Origin of the sequence: Lacibacter sp. H375 (genome assembly GCF_037892425.1) — a bacterium.
In the GTDB taxonomy this organism is placed as follows: Bacteria; Bacteroidota; Bacteroidia; order Chitinophagales; family Chitinophagaceae; genus Lacibacter.
Genome location: NZ_JBBKTT010000001.1, coordinates 3,044,212 through 3,062,459, shown reverse-complemented (window position 1 = coordinate 3,062,459; position 18,248 = coordinate 3,044,212). Strand labels below are relative to the sequence as shown.

12 protein-coding genes are annotated in these 18,248 nt (G+C 40.4%); all 12 read right to left on the bottom strand.

Annotated elements, in window-relative coordinates:
- Positions 1-12: 12 nt before the first annotated feature.
- The gene (locus WG954_RS13275; protein WP_340437096.1) at positions 13-1,134 is read right to left on the bottom strand and encodes an endo-1,4-beta-xylanase; all 1,122 of its coding nucleotides are present in this window, start codon (positions 1,132-1,134) and stop codon (positions 13-15) included.
- Positions 1,135-1,171: 37 nt separating this feature from the next.
- Positions 1,172-2,062 (bottom strand): alpha/beta hydrolase, encoded by an 891-nt coding sequence (locus WG954_RS13270; RefSeq protein WP_340437095.1) that lies wholly within the window; start codon positions 2,060-2,062, stop codon positions 1,172-1,174.
- Between the two features lie 322 nt (positions 2,063-2,384).
- Entirely contained in the window at positions 2,385-4,307 is a 1,923-nt protein-coding gene (locus WG954_RS13265) for an alpha/beta hydrolase-fold protein (RefSeq protein ID WP_340437094.1), read from the bottom strand.
- A 26-nt stretch (positions 4,308-4,333) separates the two neighbouring features.
- Positions 4,334-5,623 (bottom strand): family 8 glycosyl hydrolase, encoded by a 1,290-nt coding sequence (locus WG954_RS13260; protein WP_340437092.1) that lies wholly within the window; start codon positions 5,621-5,623, stop codon positions 4,334-4,336.
- Between the two features lie 19 nt (positions 5,624-5,642).
- Positions 5,643-6,875: an alpha/beta hydrolase-fold protein gene (locus WG954_RS13255; RefSeq protein ID WP_340437091.1), complete on the bottom strand. Its 1,233-nt coding sequence runs from the start codon at positions 6,873-6,875 to the stop codon at positions 5,643-5,645.
- 39 nt (positions 6,876-6,914) lie between these two features.
- Entirely contained in the window at positions 6,915-7,991 is a 1,077-nt protein-coding gene (locus WG954_RS13250) for an esterase (protein WP_340437090.1), read from the bottom strand.
- Positions 7,992-7,997: 6 nt separating this feature from the next.
- Entirely contained in the window at positions 7,998-9,161 is a 1,164-nt protein-coding gene (locus WG954_RS13245) for an alpha/beta hydrolase (RefSeq protein WP_340437089.1), read from the bottom strand.
- Between the two features lie 287 nt (positions 9,162-9,448).
- Positions 9,449-11,911 carry a glycoside hydrolase family 95 protein gene (locus WG954_RS13240; protein WP_340437088.1) on the bottom strand — a complete coding sequence of 821 codons (2,463 nt, stop codon included), beginning with the start codon at positions 11,909-11,911 and terminating at the stop codon, positions 9,449-9,451.
- A gap of 70 nt (positions 11,912-11,981) precedes the next feature.
- Positions 11,982-13,955 (bottom strand): family 43 glycosylhydrolase, encoded by a 1,974-nt coding sequence (locus WG954_RS13235; protein WP_340437087.1) that lies wholly within the window; start codon positions 13,953-13,955, stop codon positions 11,982-11,984.
- A 189-nt stretch (positions 13,956-14,144) separates the two neighbouring features.
- Positions 14,145-15,278, bottom strand: a complete 1,134-nt coding sequence (locus WG954_RS13230; protein WP_340437086.1) for an endo-1,4-beta-xylanase — start codon at positions 15,276-15,278, stop codon at positions 14,145-14,147.
- A gap of 113 nt (positions 15,279-15,391) precedes the next feature.
- Positions 15,392-16,420: a DUF5627 domain-containing protein gene (locus WG954_RS13225; RefSeq protein ID WP_340437085.1), complete on the bottom strand. Its 1,029-nt coding sequence runs from the start codon at positions 16,418-16,420 to the stop codon at positions 15,392-15,394.
- 32 nt (positions 16,421-16,452) lie between these two features.
- A complete protein-coding gene (locus WG954_RS13220) occupies positions 16,453-18,228 on the bottom strand; it encodes a RagB/SusD family nutrient uptake outer membrane protein (protein WP_340437084.1) in 1,776 nt (591 codons plus the stop codon).
- Positions 18,229-18,248 lie beyond the last annotated feature (20 nt).

Sequence of the window (18,248 nt, the reverse complement as noted above, 5' to 3'; positions counted from 1 at the left end):
ATCATTGGTTCATTACTTGCTTTTTTCCTGCGTGAAATTCACCACATCCCAATACACTTTTTTGGGTTGACGGTTTATATCAAATAACAAGGGATAATTTTTCCTTCCCCTGCCATCCAGCCAGGTATAACGGTCGCTTAAATTCCAAAAGGTTATACCGGTTAACTTTTCTTTGTACTGGCGAAAAACATCAAACACCATTTTGTATTTTTCCCGTTGTGGTTCTTCCATTTCAGGAGTAAAGCTGGTGGTGGTATCTCTACGCTGACCCTGAATTAATTGTCCGCCTTGCCTGCCTCCATACACCGACACATCCAGCTCGGTTACTTGTACTTGCAAGCCCAGTGAAGAAAACATCTGTATTGATTTTTCCAATTCTTCTCTTGACGGATTATTGATAGACCAATGCCCCTGCAAACCCACACCATGAATTGGAATACCAGACTCTTTTAGTTTTTTAACCATCTGATAAATCTTCTCTCTCTTCTTTGGATTTTCTGTGTTGTAGTCATTGTAAAAGAGAACGGCCTTAGGGTCGGCAGCATGCGCATACTCAAATGCTTTGGCAATAAACTCTTCGCTACCAAATATTTTTAGCCATTGTGTTTTGCGGTAGAAAACTGTATCATTATCATCAATTGCTTCGTTAACTACATCCCAACCATAAATGCGGTCTTTATACCGGTTAACTACCGTGGTTATGTGTTCTTTTAACCGCTGTGATAAAACTTCCTTCGATACTTCTTTACCATCCGCATCTTTAAACATCCATGCGGGAGCCTGGGCATGCCACAATAAGGTATGACCACGCATCTTCAATCCATGTTTTTTAGCAAAATCAGCGATGGCATCGGCATCTTTCCAATAGTATTCGTTTTCGCCTGGATGAATTGGCCCCATCTTCATAGCGTTTTCGGCTGTTACACTATTGAAATGATTAACGATTAAAGCCGAGTCTTCGCCCTGCAACTGACGGGGAGTAACAGCAACACCCATCAAAAAATAATCTTTGTAATAATCCTTTAATCCTTTTACCTGGTTTGGCGATGACTGGCTCAATTTGCTGCTGCAATAGCTAAAAATGACGACGATAGAAACAGCAAAAAGAATACTTGTGATTTTGTTTATAGACATTTTTTCCATTTTAGTGAAAAGTGCTCGGGTGCTTGTTTTAATTTATCCAATTATTTTTCTTCATCCACAGAAGTAAAGGCTCTATCCAATCCGGTTGCCGGAAGATAAAGCCATGCCCGCCTTTTGGATAAACGTGCATTTCAACAGCAACATTCTGATGTCTTAAACTTTCAAAATAGGCAATGCTGTTATCTACATCCACTACTTTATCGTCGGCTGCGTGAGTGATGTAAGCGGGTGGTGTTTTGCTGGTAACCTGCCATTCATTTGAATATTGGTTGATAAGTTCTTTCGATGGATTATTTCCAAGCAATTTGTTTCTGGAGTCTCGATGCGTTAAGCTGTCCTGCATACTGATGACCGGATAAACAACAATCTGAAAGTCGGGCCGCAGATTAGTATTGCTTATGTTTTCAATCACCGGTTTTTGGAAATGAGTTGCTGCCGTGGAAGCCAAATGACCACCCGCAGAAAACCCAATAACACCCACTTTGTTTGTGTCAACTCCCCACTTCGATGCGTTTTCCCGAACGAATTTGATGGCTTGCTGTGCATCCTGCAAGGGACCAATTGTTTTATTCAACATCATGGAGTCATCCGGCAATCGGTATTTCAATACAAAAGCAGCGATGCCTTTACTTGCAAATTGTTTTGCTGTAGCAATTCCTTCTCCCTGGTAAACAACCACACTGTATCCACCACCTGGAATGATAATTAAAGCCGTTCCTGTTGCTTTCTCTTTTTCTGGCAGATAGATTTCCAGTGTTGGCTTTGTCACAGCACGAAACATTCCTCCGTTGAAGGTTTCTTTCTTTTCAGATTTCTTTGCATTGGGGATTGAACCGGGATACAGTTCAACAATTTCCTGTGCACGCACTGTGAATGAAAAGAGCAGGCATATCATCAAACAGGTTTTGCTTGCTTTCATTTTTACAATTTGAAAATTTGACAATACAGGTATCACTCTTTTGCTTTTAATTATAAGATGCTGCAATTCTATTTTTTTCCGATGGGCTCTACCTCACATAAATCCTCTGCACGGGAGAGTCAACATGTACGGCAATGAGTATTATTTCTTTTGCCTGAACAGATAATTAACCTGCAACTTTATATTGTTTGATCTCAGGTTGTAAGCAATGGTTTTTAGTTAACAATACCGTTGGACGATACGGTAATGACAGCTCTGCTTTATTCTGAAATAATACAATATCTATCTGCTTCTACTTTTAAACTTCACCTCGTACTGATAATTACCTGAACAGAAGTTGCGCAAAATTGTACAGGTTGTTTCTCCATACCGGCCATGTATGTCCGCCGGGATACTCACTGTATGTGTACTTGATTTTCATTTCATCAAACCGTGCCATCATCGTTTGGCAATTCTGCCAGGCAATATCTTGTTTACCACCCATGGCAATCCAGAATTGTTTCAGGTTGGTATTGATGGTACTTGCATTTGTTTTCATGAACTCATATTGCGGGTTGGAAAGTGCAGGTTGATTACTCCACCATCCTGAACTGAACACTCCGAGATAAGAAAACATGTTTGTATTTCGTACACCTGCATGCAATGTTTGTAAACCACCCATTGACAAACCGGCCAATGCTCTGCTGTTGGCATCGGTTGCCACACGGTAATTTTTTTCAATGAAAGGAATCAATGTCTGCTTTAACTCATTTTCAAAAGCACGCAAGGCCTGCTCACCAAATCCACCAGGTCCGCCAGCGGAAACATTACCATCCATCATGACAATAATCATAGGCTTTGCTTTTTGCTCAGCAATTAAATTATCAAGGATGATATCTGTTTTGCCTTGCATTGCCCAGCCCCGTTCATCTTCACCACCACCATGTAATAAATAGAGCACCGGATATTTTGTTGCTGTACTGGCATCATAACCCGGAGGTGTGTAGATATAACATTGGCGCCATGAACGTGTTACTGCTGAATAATATTTTTTGATGCGGATGTCACCATGCGGCACATCTTTCAACGCATAGTAGCCATCGCCTTTAAACGGAATTTCTATACCACTTGCCATGCGCCCCATACCATAAAACGTTTCGCTTGCAGGATCAGCAACTGCAACACCATCAATCAACAATGAATAATAGTGAAAGCCTTCACTGATTGAATCGGTGGTAACGATCCAGTAACCACCTGTATCTTTCTGCATATCGTATTTCTTTCCTAAATCGATCTGCACTTTTTGTGCATCGGGTGCTTTGATGCGAAACATCACACGACTATCGGGTAACACTTGCGGATATTTTGCTGAACGGATATTGGTTGCTGCAGCAGTTCCCAATACAGTGTACTTCGAAAACTGTGATGCATCTACCGGTTTAAATAAGAATTGAGAAAACATATACAAGCCATTCTTCCAAACTTTGAAATCATGACCGCCCGGTTCTAAGTAATAGATATGAGGCACTTCGTTTTGACGCAGATAATCATGTGTGCGTTTGCTGAACGAAAGCAATCCATCGTTATCACCACAAGAGATAAATAATAATTTCAGTTGTTGTTTTGCTTTTGCAGGATCAGGTACTAATTCATTCGGCAACTTCGTATTGGGGGCTGAAGAAAAACCACCTACCCATGCAAATCTGTCGAGATTACCTAATCCGAAATTCAATGATTGTCCGCCACCCATAGATAGACCTGCGATCGCTCTGTTTTCACGATCCTTGTGAACAGGAAATTTCTTTTCAATAAAAGGAATCAGATCATTTAATAAGTCTTGTTCAAATGTTGCAAAGGCCTGCACTTTATCCGGCGCCATGATGTTGCCGGTTGCACGGTCATCTTTCATTGCCCTGCCGTTGGGCATTACAACGATCATTGGCTGCAGCTTTCCTTCCGCATACAGATTATCAAGAATGACCTGTGGCTTGCCGCCAATGAGCCATTCTTTTTCATCGCCACCAATTCCATGTAATAAATACAGTACAGGATATTTTTTCTTTTTGGAAAAGCCGGGTGGAGTGTACACAAGCGCTCTTCTGTTTACACCTACTGTTTTTGAACTGTAGGTGATCGTATCAATTTTTCCTTTTGCACTTTCAGTACGCACTTCATCAAAACCTTTGGGCATTTGCTTGAGTATTTCCTGTGCCTGTATTTGCAAGAGCAAAAAAAGAAGAACAACTGCAGTGAATATTTTTTTCATCGTGAACGAAATTTGTCTGCGTTTGATTAAACCGGTTTTATAATTTGATACTTGCCGCTCAACTGCAACAAGCTGAATAAATACAATAAGCCATCATAGTAAGGATCGAAGTAACCGTCGCCATATGGTTCAAGTTTTGCATTCCACAAAGCATGAACAAAATCGTAACGGTTTTTTTCTGAATAGATCATCTCTGTAGTTGCCAGTGTAGAAACAAGCCCAAGTGAATGCCGTAATTTTTTAAAACCTCCTGCCTGCAAAATAGAATCAGGCCGTGTGCCATCCATGTTAAACTGATCATCAAAACTGTTAATACCTTTTGAACGGAAAAACTGCTGAATACGTTTAGCATAATCAAGTTGCCATGCTGCATCTTTTCTGAACCACGCATAGTCCATCGAAATATTCATTGGAACTCTCCATGAATCGTAACGGAATGCAACCGGTATCCATCTTGTATTGTGTGGAGCTCCGCTGAATTCGCTATAGTCAGGATTTAATCCTGTAACCGGATGACAGGCTCTGTGCAAATAAGCTCTTGATGTATCTGCACATTCTTTGTAAAATTCCTCGTGCCCATCTTTTGCATACATGGCCCATACTTCCATAAATGCGGGAAGGTGATACGAAGGATCTGTCCAGGTATAGCCATTACCCTCCGGAACAAAACTGATTTGCTTATGTTCCTTATTGATCACATGAAAGATATTTCCGGTACCATCTTTCTTCCACATGGCATCTAAAATCCGGCGTGCTTCGCCATAATAATTGATTCCGGTATTGTTACCCCATTTATTAGACGCAAAGAGTAAATCCGTAACAAAATACAATTCACCATCAGAAGCTGAGCCTTGTGAATTTCGTTTGAGTGTTTGCGGATTGATGCTCCATGCAAAGTATGCTTCTCTCGGACCTTCCTGGTGCTGTGTATATTTTTTTGTCCAGCGCCAGATCCTGTCGAACACATCTTTTTTATTCATCTGCACAGCTACCATCATGCCATATGAAAGTCCTTCACTTCTTGCATCATGATTTTTTAAATCAGATACATAACCCATCGTATCACCTACGTTGAAATAAATCCCTTGCGGACTTTCAAAAAGATCATGGTATGCCTTCTCAATCTTTGCATCAATATCTGCCTGCTTATAACCGGCTTCTTTAAAAACATTTCTATACGCAGTTGCAGTAACCTTTTGTTTACTCTTTTTGGACTGGGCATTTGCATGTGGAGACGAACATACCAATGCCAATGCAGCTATAAATAACATCAGCACGAAGCGTTGGCATTGGGTTGATATACGAATGATATTCATTTACAGGAAGCTTATTATCTTATTTAAAAAGAGATGGTGCCATTTCGTATAAACTTCTCCGCCAGCTTTGAAATTCATGTGCTGTGCCCGGCGAAACATAAGTGGCCACTTTGTAGCCAGCAGCTTTTAAATCTGCTTCTACTTTAGGTAATGCTTCAGCACCACGGGTTTCTTTACTTCCGTATGAAATGAAAATATATTTTGGTTTCATTTTACCTTCCAGTTGCGCAGGTGTATAATTGCCACCACTTAACAATCCCCAATAACCAAATACTTCCGGCTTGGCCAATGTGATAGTATGTGTTTCAAAACCACCCATCGATAAACCCGCCATAGCCCTGTTATCTCTGTTGGCTTTTGTGCGGAAGTGTGCATCGACATACGGAATTAATTCATCGAGTAATACAGTTTGAAATGCACCTACACCTGTTATTTCACCAGCAGTAATTCCTGTAGCTACCCTACCTGGTGCACCCATTCCACCTCCGGCGGGAGGCGCAGGATTATTAGTAGTAGTTGTTGTTGTACCAGCCGGAGCAGGTGGTGGCGTTGGTCTGCGGCCTATTGGCATCCCGGTATTCGTCATACCATAAGTCATTACAATAATGAAAGGTTTTATTCTTCCTGATGCGATCATGTTATCCATGATGAGGTTTGTTTTTCCTTGTACAGCCCATGAAGTTTCATTTTCGCCCCAGCCATGTTGCAGGTATAGTACAGGGTATTTTGAATTATCCTTTTCATAGCCTGGAGGAGTATATACCACTGCAGCTCTTTGCGTGTTAGTACTTTTCGATGGAAAAATGATGTGCTGCATATTGCCATGCGGTACATCTTTCAATGCATAAATGTCCTGGTCTTTAGCAGGAATTTCAATGCCGCTTTCCCAGCGTTGCGATCCATAAAAGAATCCGGTACCAGGATCATTAAACGTAGCTCCATCAACGTTTACTCTGTAATAATGAAAACCTTCATCCATTGGGCCTGCAGTAGTTCCAATAAAATAGCCACTGTCTGCCTTTACTAATTTTGTTCCTCCTTGCCCACCAAGACCAAGACTAACTCTTACACTATCTGCATTGGGTGCATGAATTCTAAATCTTGCATAACCTTGTGAGTTTACCTGTGGGTATGCCTGAAAAGGTTGATTAAATGGGGATGGTTTAAAATCTTCAATAATGGTTGTTTGTGCAAAACCTGTACTGCCGGCTACGAGTATAGCTGCCAACAGAACTACTGATCTAAATTTCATACTACCTGTTTTAAAGTGGTTAAATGTATTTGCTATGATTTATCTAAATATTTCCTGAAGTGTGGTTGCTAAAAACAATTTGCAGTTCATCCATGTATGTCCGCCGGGTACGATGTAACTTTTTAGTTTGATCTTCTTTTCTTCAAACATGGCAATGTTCTTCTTTACTGGTTCGTATAAAAAATCTTCTGTGCCAACGCTGATGGTAAACAGTTTTAACTGCTGATTGATCTTATCCGCATCAGGTGCGTAGTTTGCAAAGTTTTTCTGAAACTCTTCGGTTGCTGTAAAGGGAGCATAAGAACTGATATAAGCAAATTTGTCGGTGTTGGTTAAACCAATATTGAGTGTTTGTCCGCCACCAACAGAGAAGCCGGCCACTGCACGATGTTTACTATCGGTATGAACAGGATAATTTGCTTCAATAAAAGGGATGATATCATTCATCACATCTTTTGTAAAATCGGGCATTGGTTTTGGACGAACATTTCCATAAGGCATCACAATGATCATGGGTACGGCTTTCCCTTGTGCGATCAAATTATCTGCAATGAAATTTGCGTTTCCAACTTTTGTCCATGTTTCTTCGGTATCCGATCCGCCGTGAATGAGATACAAGACAGGATATTTTGTTTTGCTGTTGGCATTAAATCCCGGTGGTGTGTACACCAGCAACTGCCTTGCGGTACCTAATGTTGCAGAGTTGTAATAGCGATAGCTGACTTTTCCATGTGGTACATTTTGCAATGAATGAATTAATGGTGTCTTTCCGGGAATATCCACAATACTTCTCTTGAAACGTTCGTTGGCGAAGATGTAGGTATTGTTTGGATCGGCTATTTCAACATTGTCTACGTTAAAACTGTAAGGATAAATGTCGGGCTTAATATCTTTCACCGTCAACGACCAAATACCCGATGTGTCTTTTACAAACGGAAGCGGAGCGGAAAGAAATTCTCCTTTCAGTATTACTGTTTGTGCCGTTCGTGAATAATATCTGAAAGTAACGCTGCCATCTGCATTTACATCAGGCGAACTGATAGAAGGTGGCCGTTGTTGTGCAAACACAATACAGCCAATGAATAAATATAAAGTTGCTATAAAGAATGATTTCATATTGTCTTATTTAAAAAGTAACGGTACTGTTTGCGCCACATAATCTTTCACATTCATCCACGTATGTCCTCCACCAGTGATTAGACTTTTATGATTGATGTTTTTTGCTTTTAAATAATCGATAAACTCAACAGTTGATTTGTATAAAAAATCTTCGTTACCAACGCTTACCCAAAGCAGTTTCAAATCTTTATTTGTTTTTGCCGGATTATCAACCAGGCTTTTATACCTGCTGTCCATTTCTTGCGGAGAGAGGTAAGCACTGTAACAACAGATCCATGAAAACTTATCGGTGTTACTGAAAGCTGTTCGTAAGGTTTGTCCGCCACCTCTTGAAAAACCACCAATCGCTCTGCTGTTCCTGTTACTGATGGTGCGGTAATTTTTTTCGATGTAAGGAATAAGGTTACTTACAAGATCTGTTTCAAACAGCTTTGCACGTGTAACCGCATCTTCACTGTCTCTTCCAACAATATCGCCCGGCTTTGACTGTTTCTTTTGTTCTGCAATACGAGCCATAGGATTACCATAAGGCATAACAACGATCATCGGCGTAGCTTTTCCTTCTGCAATGAGGTTATCGAGAATGAAATTTGTTTTACCTACTTTAAAAAATGTTTCTTCTGTGTCGGTTGTTCCGCTGATGAGATAAAAAACAGGATATGTTTTGCCGGCAGCTTGATCATAACCCGGTGGTGTGTATACTACTACCGATCCTGTGGAACCTTCAACAGATGGATAATACTCATAGCTTACTGTACCATGCGGCACATTTTTCATTGAATGAATCAATGGCGTTTCGCCGGGAATATCAACCAAACTTGCTTTAAACCGTTCATTTGGAAAAAAAGAAACATTGGCAGGATCCATTACTGTTACGCCATCAACAACAAAACTGTAAGGATAGATATCAGGTTTTATTGGCCCTACTTTTATACTCCAGATGCCAATAGAATCTTTTATCATTGGTACTTGAGCTGCACCAAACTGCCCACCTCCCAATCTTACTTCTTTAGCTGAAGGAGCCAGATAGCGGAATGTTACAGTGTTATCGGCATGTACCTGTGGTGAAATTACAAAAGGACCACGTGGTGGTTGTGCTGTTGCATAGAAGACACCCGAAATAATTGCCGCAAAAAAAACAAGCAGCCGAATTGATTTAATTGACATTTTTATATGTTGCTTTGTTTTAAATTCAGAGTAAGTATCAACACGTATAGATCAATACCGGAGGTTTTCACTCGGCTTGACTGCCGGTTATGAATTTTCGACTTTACAGACTGTGTCAGGTGGCAAGCTTGCCAGCAACAGTTGCGGCAGTTTATGAAGAAGTCAAGCAATTTTCGTTGGTGGTTGAAGTTTGTTAAACTGCTACAAGTTACCCTGCCCACCCATCTTAAACTTCCAAAAAACCACAGCGGAAAATATTACACAACACAGTCTTTCAGGTTCTAAATTCATTCGGTTGTCATTGTTACAATTTGTCCTGGTTTTGTAGTGATATCATATAAAAATGTTTTACTTAACACAACTGGTGCAAGAGTTGCATTTTCAGAAACTACAGGTTCTTTGCTTAGTTCTGTTGCATAAAAAGGATTGCTGTTTTCGCCAACAGCATTTTTGAATGCTGCACCCCAGGCTGCTTTTAGTTGATTAGGTACACGCACTCTCAAATTACCACCCAAGGTTGATTTGATCACTGCTTTTACAACCTTTCCGTTTTTCCATTCCATCCGCACAATTTCAAAACCACCTCTTGCACGTAAACCGGTAATGCTTCCGCCATTTTTCCAAACGGTGGGTAAAGCTGGAAGCAAATGAATAGCACCGTCATCACTTTGCATCAGCATTTCCGTAATACCTGATGTGCAGCCAAAATTTCCATCGATCTGGAAAGGTGCATGCGCATCAAACAGATTATTGTATGTACCACCGCCACCTTCATTGGTACCAACCGGTGTGAGTTGATTTTTGATGAGTTGAAACGCATGATCTCCATCAAGCATTTTTGCCCACCAGTTTACTTTCCAACCCATACTCCATCCTGTTGAAATATCACCACGATGTAACAAAGTAATTTTTGCTGCATGATGTAATTCCGGAGTGCGGTATGCTGAGATCTGGTTCGATGGAAACAAACCATACAGGTGAGAAATATGCCGATGCTTATCGTTGGGATCATCAATATCATCCAGCCATTCCTGCAACTGTCCATGCTGACCAATATGCATTGGCGCCAAACGGGCTCGCATTTTTTTCAGCGTATCAACAAATGCGTTGTCCTTCTTTAAAATTTCTGCAGCACGTATCGTTGAACTGAACACATCAAACACAATCTGATTCGTCATGGTTGTTCCTGCATCAAGCGAAGAACCCTGATGTGCTTTGGGTGCATTCTCCGGCGACATATCCGGGTTCATCACTAACCACTTTTTTGTTGGATGCTCAACTAAAAAATCAATATAAAACAACGCAGCTCCTTTTAACACTGGATATGCAGTTGCCAGAAATGTTCTATTCCCATTGTACAAATAATGTTCCCACAAATGTAAACTAAGCCAACCTCCACCATTGGCCCATGCGCCCCAGAAAGCGCCATCTACTGCACCTGTTGCTCGCCAGATATCGGTGTTGTGATGCGCCATCCAGCCTCTTGCACCATACATGTCTTTTGCTGTTTGCACACCTGTTACTGATAACTCTTTCACCATCTGCAACAACGGCTCATGCAACTCCGATAGATTTGTTTTTTCTGCCGGCCAATAATTCATCTCAGTATTGATGTTAATGGTATACTTACTGTCCCATGGTGGACGGATTTTGTTATTCCAGATACCTTGCAGGTTAGCAGGCTGTCCGCCGGGTTGCGAAGAAGAGATCAGTAAGTAACGACCAAACTGATAATACAATGCAACAAACTGCGGATCGTTGGCGATATTAAAATTCTTCAACCGTTCATTGGTTGGATGAGTTGCTGCATCCGTTGTTCCAAGATCGATCTTTACACGATTGAAATATTTTTTATACGCTGCAACATGCAATGGCTTGATCTGTAAGAATGATTTTGCAACTGCTTTGTTGAGATAAGTAGCCGCACGTTCGTTTTCATTTCCGCTTACATCATTATAGTTATTAAAACTGGTAGCAATGGAAATATAGATGGTAACGGCTGTTGCATTTTTGATATTGATGGATGTATCTGTTGCGGTAGAAGTACCGCCCTCTGTTTTTATTTCTGAAATGCCTTTGTATCGAAGCATTCCTTTTACACCTTCATGATCAACCGTTGTTCCGGCGATGGTCAATTGTTTTCCGGCATTGATCTTTCGTTGTGCATATGGAAGAACAGATGAATAAAAAGCGGTGAATGAAATACTGCTGGGTTTACTGGCGGTTAGATGCATTACTATGACACGATCAGGAAAAGAAGCTATTACTTCTCGTGTATAGTTGATCCCGTTTACACTGTAAGTTGTTTTTGCAATTGCTTTTTCAATATCAAGTTCACGGTAATAGTTACTGTAGTTATCGTGACCTTCAAACCGAAGCTGTAATTCACCAGCAGGCAAAAACATCTGTCCATGCGATTTTTTACTGATGATAACTTTATTGGCTAAACGTTCTGCTTCTTTTTGTTTGCCTTCAAAGATTAGTCTGCGTATTTCAGCTAACGAATCCTTTGCAAGCGGATTATCATTCCTGTTCGGGCCTCCGCTCCATAGTGTATGCTCATTCAACTGAATTGTTTCAGTAGTTACATTGCCATAAACCATGGCACCTAATATTCCATTACCTATTGGCAAAGCATTCTCCCATGTTTTACCTGCCGGTGTATTATACCAAAGTTTTAAATCATTTTTGTTTTGTGCTGAGCAAACAGAAGAAACCACTAATAAAATGACTGCCAGAAAATTCTTCATGACCAACTGTTTTTTTAAATGAAATTGAGCAGAACTGCGAATGATCTAATCTACTCAATTACTCTAAAACTTACCTGCTCAGGAAACGAATACTATTAATAAAAATAGAATGATCACTTCCCGCTTGAAATTTGATAAACAGATCGTGTTTACCTTTTATATTTTTAAGTGACTTCGTAAACGCTTTCCAATTGGTTTTATTACCGGTTGAAGCAACAGGCACTGTAGCTATTAATTTACCTGTCTTTAAATCATCGATCCAAACTTCCACACTACCATTTTTTATGGCCGATGCCACGATCTCAATTTGTGCTGCCTGGTTTGTTCCATTACCTAACTCAATTCCCGACAGCATAAACCAACCGCCATTAGTTGACGTATTTGTAACAGCAGCGTCAGTTACTGTTCCGGTTTTCTCAGTTCCAAAATAGTTGCTGTAACCAACAGCAGGTAATTTTGAAAAACCATCTTTACAAATAAAGAAATCAAAATCGGCGGGCTTTCCCTCTGCAAACAAACCTACACTTGTACCCACCCATGAGTTATAATTTGGTTGTACTTTATCAAGATTAACAGTACTGATTGGTTCTCCAACAGCAATCCAATCTTTCCCATTGCTGCTGAAATATCCTTTTAACTTATGCAGGTTGCGTTCAACTTTTAACCAAACTGTATTGCCAATCGTATTTGGCAATTTGCGAACTGCCGAATCAAATTCAAAAATGATCTGTTTACCATTATCATAGCCGGTATACAACCGCACAAATACTTTTTGATTTCCGTTTGATAAAAAAAGGCCAGCTTTATTCTCAGTAGCAGATGCATTTAAATCAACTTTTGTTACAGCCGAATAATAGTGATCAGTTTCCTTTTGCACTAAACTTGTTCTGCCACTATCAGGAGTAAGACGCAACCAATCTTTTCTAGTATTTAACGAGAAATTTGCCGCATCGTTCTTCGTTAAGAAATGCCACCATAAACCAAGTGTATCTTTTTCAAAATAATCGCTGTGTACACTTCTCCATGCAATACCTGATTTTGGAAGGTTTGGTTTTGCAACTGGTTGTGTTGTTGGTGCCATACCCCATGGACGATCACCTTCCCAAATAACAGGATAAAGTGAACTTTGCCGACCCTTGCCAGACCAATCATCATTCCCATATCTTTCATAACTCTGTCCAATGGTCCACCATGTTCCATCTGCTAATTGTATTGGAGCAGAAATATGATTGGGACGACGAAAGCCGACATTCGGATCACTGATTGGTTTAAAGAATTCGCCAAGCCGCTCCCATTGTGTTGAATCACTTGTTAATGATTTTCCTCTCATTACATATTGTCCCCCTGAAACATCACCTGCAGGGAAATAATAATAATACCCATTGCGCTTGCACATCACAGGCCCTTCTGCCCAACTGTATTGCAACTTTGCATTTACCCAATCAAGATTAATAACGGTGTCGGTTAACTGCCCGTCTCGGCCAAGCGCCTGAATGCGGTTTACCTTTTGCCCGTTTTTAATTACCATGTAAGGTTTGCCGTCATCATCAACGAAAATGGAATTATCATAACCCAACGGTCCTGTAACAGGGTTTGTTTTTACTTCAACAGCATCACTCCATGGACCAACGGGTGAATCAGCTTTACTGAACCACTGTCCGTTTGCAGAAAAATAAATCCAGTAAGAACCATAGAAATAAGTGATAGCACCTTGCCAAATACCTGCCGACGGACGATCTGTTACCCATGTTCCTTTCGATGGTGGAACTACCCTGCTGATGACCTGCCAATGCACCATGTCTTTTGAATGATAGATGGGCAAGTATGGCGTAAAATGAAAACTGGAACCACAATGATAAAAATCATCGCCTACTTTCAACATTGTAGGATCGGGATGATCGCCGGGTAATACAGGATTAACGTAAGTTTTAACCTGATCGTAATAAACAGATGAATCACGATCATCTTTCTGACCACATACAAACACAACATGTAATAAAAACAAACTGATTAATCCTATAACACGACATTCGCTCAATTTCATACTGTTCTGTTTATGCTTTTTTCAATTTTGATAACGAACGACTCACACAATCACCATCAGAATGTAACCAATGGAAAGTCCGCTGTGGAAACGGCGGACGTTGTTTAACGATTACTATTTGCTATATGAGAAAAGATATTTCTTTATAGTCGAGTTCATCTCTCACTGATCTATAAAATATCGAATGATTTATTTATTCTTGTTTTTTAATTCCATCACCTTATAGTAAGCTGGCTTAGGTTTAAACTCTTTGTCGAAGAGTAGCGGATAATTGGTTCTGCCACGAATAGGAAAACCATTCAGCCATGATTGCCCGTCATCTACACCCCAAAAAGTAACACGACCGATCTTATTCTTGTGTTTTAAAAACAAACGGAAAATATCTTCATACCCTTTGGCTAGCGATGTCTGCACAGAATCTGGCAACCCCGCAGTATACGGGTTCAGTTTTGCTTCGTATTCGGCACGTTGATTAACATCTGCACCAACTATATCACGTGGATTGGGTAATACACTTACATCAAGTTCCGTGAACATGACATCAATGCCCAAAGCAGAAAACTCAAGAATACTTTCCTCAATATCTTTCAACGGAATGTTTTTGACATGCCAGTGCCCTTGAATACCCACACCATCGATGCGTACACCTGCAGCTTGTATTTTTTTAATGAGCGCTATAGCACCTGCTCTTTTTTTAGGTTGTTCAATATTATAATCGTTGTAATAAAGCTTTGTTTTGGGTGCGGCATTTTGCGCCAGGCGAAAAGCTTCTGTTACAAAATCATCTCCCAACTTGTCAAGGAAAATAGATTTACGCATGGTGCCATCTTCATTCAACGCTTCATTCACTACATCCCATGAATACACCTGACCCTCGTACCTGCCAGCAATTGTGTTGATATGTTCTTTCAAAAAAAGACGAACTGAATCTGCATCTTTTATGCGACGGACAAATTGCGGCAATTGACTATGCCAGATCAACGTATGCGCATTCACAATAATATTGTGCTTTTTAGCATAAGCAACCAGTTTGTCAGAAAGGTCAAAATTATATCTGTTCCATTCCGGGTGCATCACCTCAGCTTTCATGATATTCTCAGGTGTAACTGCATTAAACTGTTGGGGAACTAAAACAGCTGCACCGGGAATTTTCTCTTCAATCTGTGCATTATTCAATGCAGTGCCGATGAAGAAATCATCTTTAAAAGCTGCTTTCAGCGAAGGTGTGCCTGATGCGCCTGTTGTTTTCTGAACACTGCTGCAATTCAAGAATGTAATGCCGCCGAAAACAACGAAGAGAATATTTAAATACTTTGTGCGCATGCTTTTTTGTGAAATTGTTTTGTTCTGAATAGAATTTATATGCAAAATGCCAACCGCTCTATTGCCCCTTGCAATAGAAACAAGGATCTGTTAATTCTGCTTTCGAATATTTTTTAGTACACGACAGGAGCGAACGTTTCAAATTTTACTCCCCTGTCACGCAGCACCAACGTATCTGTAAAGTTGTGTACTGTTGTTCCAAAATCGACTTGATATTTCAGATGCAATACATCTCGTTTTTGATTACCCCACATATCGCCCTTTTTAACAAATGTGCCATTGCCGGAAACCGTGTAGCTGGCTGAAGCCGGTCCTGCAACTGTACACTTGCCGGTATTATCAAAATTCAGTACTAACTGAAAAGGCGCATTGATATTACCTTTATTCTTAGCGTTCAGGGAAATAGAGTCTTGCGTCATTGACTTAGTAAAGAGGTTGCACACTTCGTCTTGCTCAACATAAGTTTTGTGATAGACTACCGTAGTATCTAATGCTGTATTGCCATTATTTCCCTTTACTTCATCAACACCTCTGCGTAAGTAAGCACCATGAAAAGGATTCACGTATTTAACAGCATACAGAACATAATCTTTTGGAACAACAGCCCAATCGCCTGCAAAGCGTGGATCAGGAGTTGTCTTTGTGGAAGAGCCTCTCAAAACAGAATCTGCATTGGTAACAGAAAGAATTTTCAAAGGAATAACAAATGTATTTCTTATTGCACGTGGATCTGCAAAAAACGCATCTGTTAACTGCACTTCAATGCCGCCCATTACTTTACCTGATGGGATAAAAATCTTTTTTTCTTGCGGCAATACGTAATAATTATCCGGCATGGCAATAACATCACTTCCGCTTGCAGAACCAAACCGAAGCCTTTGTGCTAAGGTGTTATCTACCGCTACATTTATAGTGATGTCTTTTTTGTTTTCATACACACCACCCATCGCAGCCATGATTAAACATTTGCGTTGGTTATCCAATGTATTGTCAATGATATCCTCTCCAAACACAATCGTTCTTACCGGTGATTGATAGGGAAAATACACTGTTGTATACTTATAATCCGGGAACTCCCATTTTTTATTACAGGCAGCAAGTACCAGAAATAAACTAAAGGATAGTACAATAACTCGTTTCATATTTATTATGCATTAATAATGATAGATCGGTGTTACCACCCTTTGTTTTGTTGAAGGTTGGCTTTCAAAGCCTCGGTTAACGGAATAGGTCCATGATACATGTTATCTGTATACTGTCTGTTTTCGACAGCCTGTATGGTAAACAAATTATTATTGATCGTTACACCTTTTGCCGGCTCAGTGAGGTTTTCTTTCCAGCGACGCAGATCCCAGAAACGGAAACCTTCGAAACTTAATTCAAGTCTTCTTTCATTTCGAATTAATTTACGCATGTCTTCCTTGGTGGAGATTGATGCCAGGTAGTTATCCGGCTGCGCAATTCCTGCTCTTTTACGAATAGCAGCAATTACAGTTCGGGGCGAGAATCCGAAAGTACCCATCCCGTCTGGTCCCCATGCTTCGTTTGCTGCTTCTGCATAAATTAAAAACATCTCCGTATACCTGATATGCACAGGATAGTGCTTCTGCGTTGAAAGGGATGAAGGGTTTGCATTGACGTCTTCCCTTAACAGCTTTCTCATGTAATAACCTGTTCTGGTTGACGTAGGAATAAAGTTGACAGCGTCATTGGTTGGATTATCAGTTTTTGTCCAAATGAAAGTAGAAGAATTTTTCATCGTACTACCATTAAACACAATATAATTCCTCAAACGTGGATCACGATTAGCATAAGGGTTTGTTGCAACATAGCCGCTGGCAGGATCGGTGATTGGATAACCATTTGCCATGGGGAATGCATCCACAAGATTTTGTGTTGGGTTTACCCTGCCGTTTCCAAAAAGAGTAGGTGGAAAATTGTCTCTTTCTAAATTGTTTGTATTGACAATATTACCTCTCCATAACATTTCTTTTTGGTCGATACCATTCGCAAGATTAATTGTATTAACAGTTGTATTACCGGGAACAGCAGCAGTTTGGCTGTAAAACACTGCCCCCTGAGGATCTAACCCGGAAATGCCTCCATTTAACGTAAGAACTTCACCCGCAAAATTTGCTGCACTTTCCCATTTGGTTGAAGTAGACTGTGGATTATATGCCGGACTTGCCGCAAGTAGTGCAGCTTTAGCTCTTATTGCTTTTAAAATCCGGCCGGAGATACGTTGCCTGTTAAAATTGCCGAACACACGGTTATAGTCTCCAAATACCATGCTGCTGTACTTTGCCGGGAGTTGTGCATTGGAACTAATGTTGACATAATCGAGAGGCAAATATTTGTCTGCCTCAGCAAGATCAGCCGCTATCTGCTGCATGCACTGGTCAAATGTATTACGTGGTTTTTTAAAATCAGAATTAGCATCAAGCGCTTCGGTAATAATAGGTACGCCAAGTAGTTCTCCGCCTGCTGCGTATCCTGCATGAGCCTGCAGAAGATTGAGCATAAACAGTGCCCGTAAACCATAACTTTCTCCTTTCAAACGGTCTGTAAACAAAGTGCGCACATTCTTACTCGAAGGAGCCCAGTTCACACTGTCAACCTCACGAAGAAAAAGATTCAAATACAGAATGGCTGTAAATGAGTTGTTCCATTGATCAACCGGGTTGTTGGCTGCCGACCACGATCCGGTTGCCATATTAAGTAATGGACTGAATTTATCATTCGTTACCGCATCGTCAGTAGCTACTTCGTTAAAAGAATAACCATTCGTGGGGAGCCTTGTGTAAGCATTCATCAGTATCCCCTCTGCAAAAAAAGGGTCACCATAAATTTCTCCGAACAAACGGTGATTATCGTCATTGGGGTTAAGTATTTTTTTACACCCCGCAAACGCTATGCATAGTATAACAAGTAGCATTAATTTTTTACACATGTTTATCATTTTTTTATGGG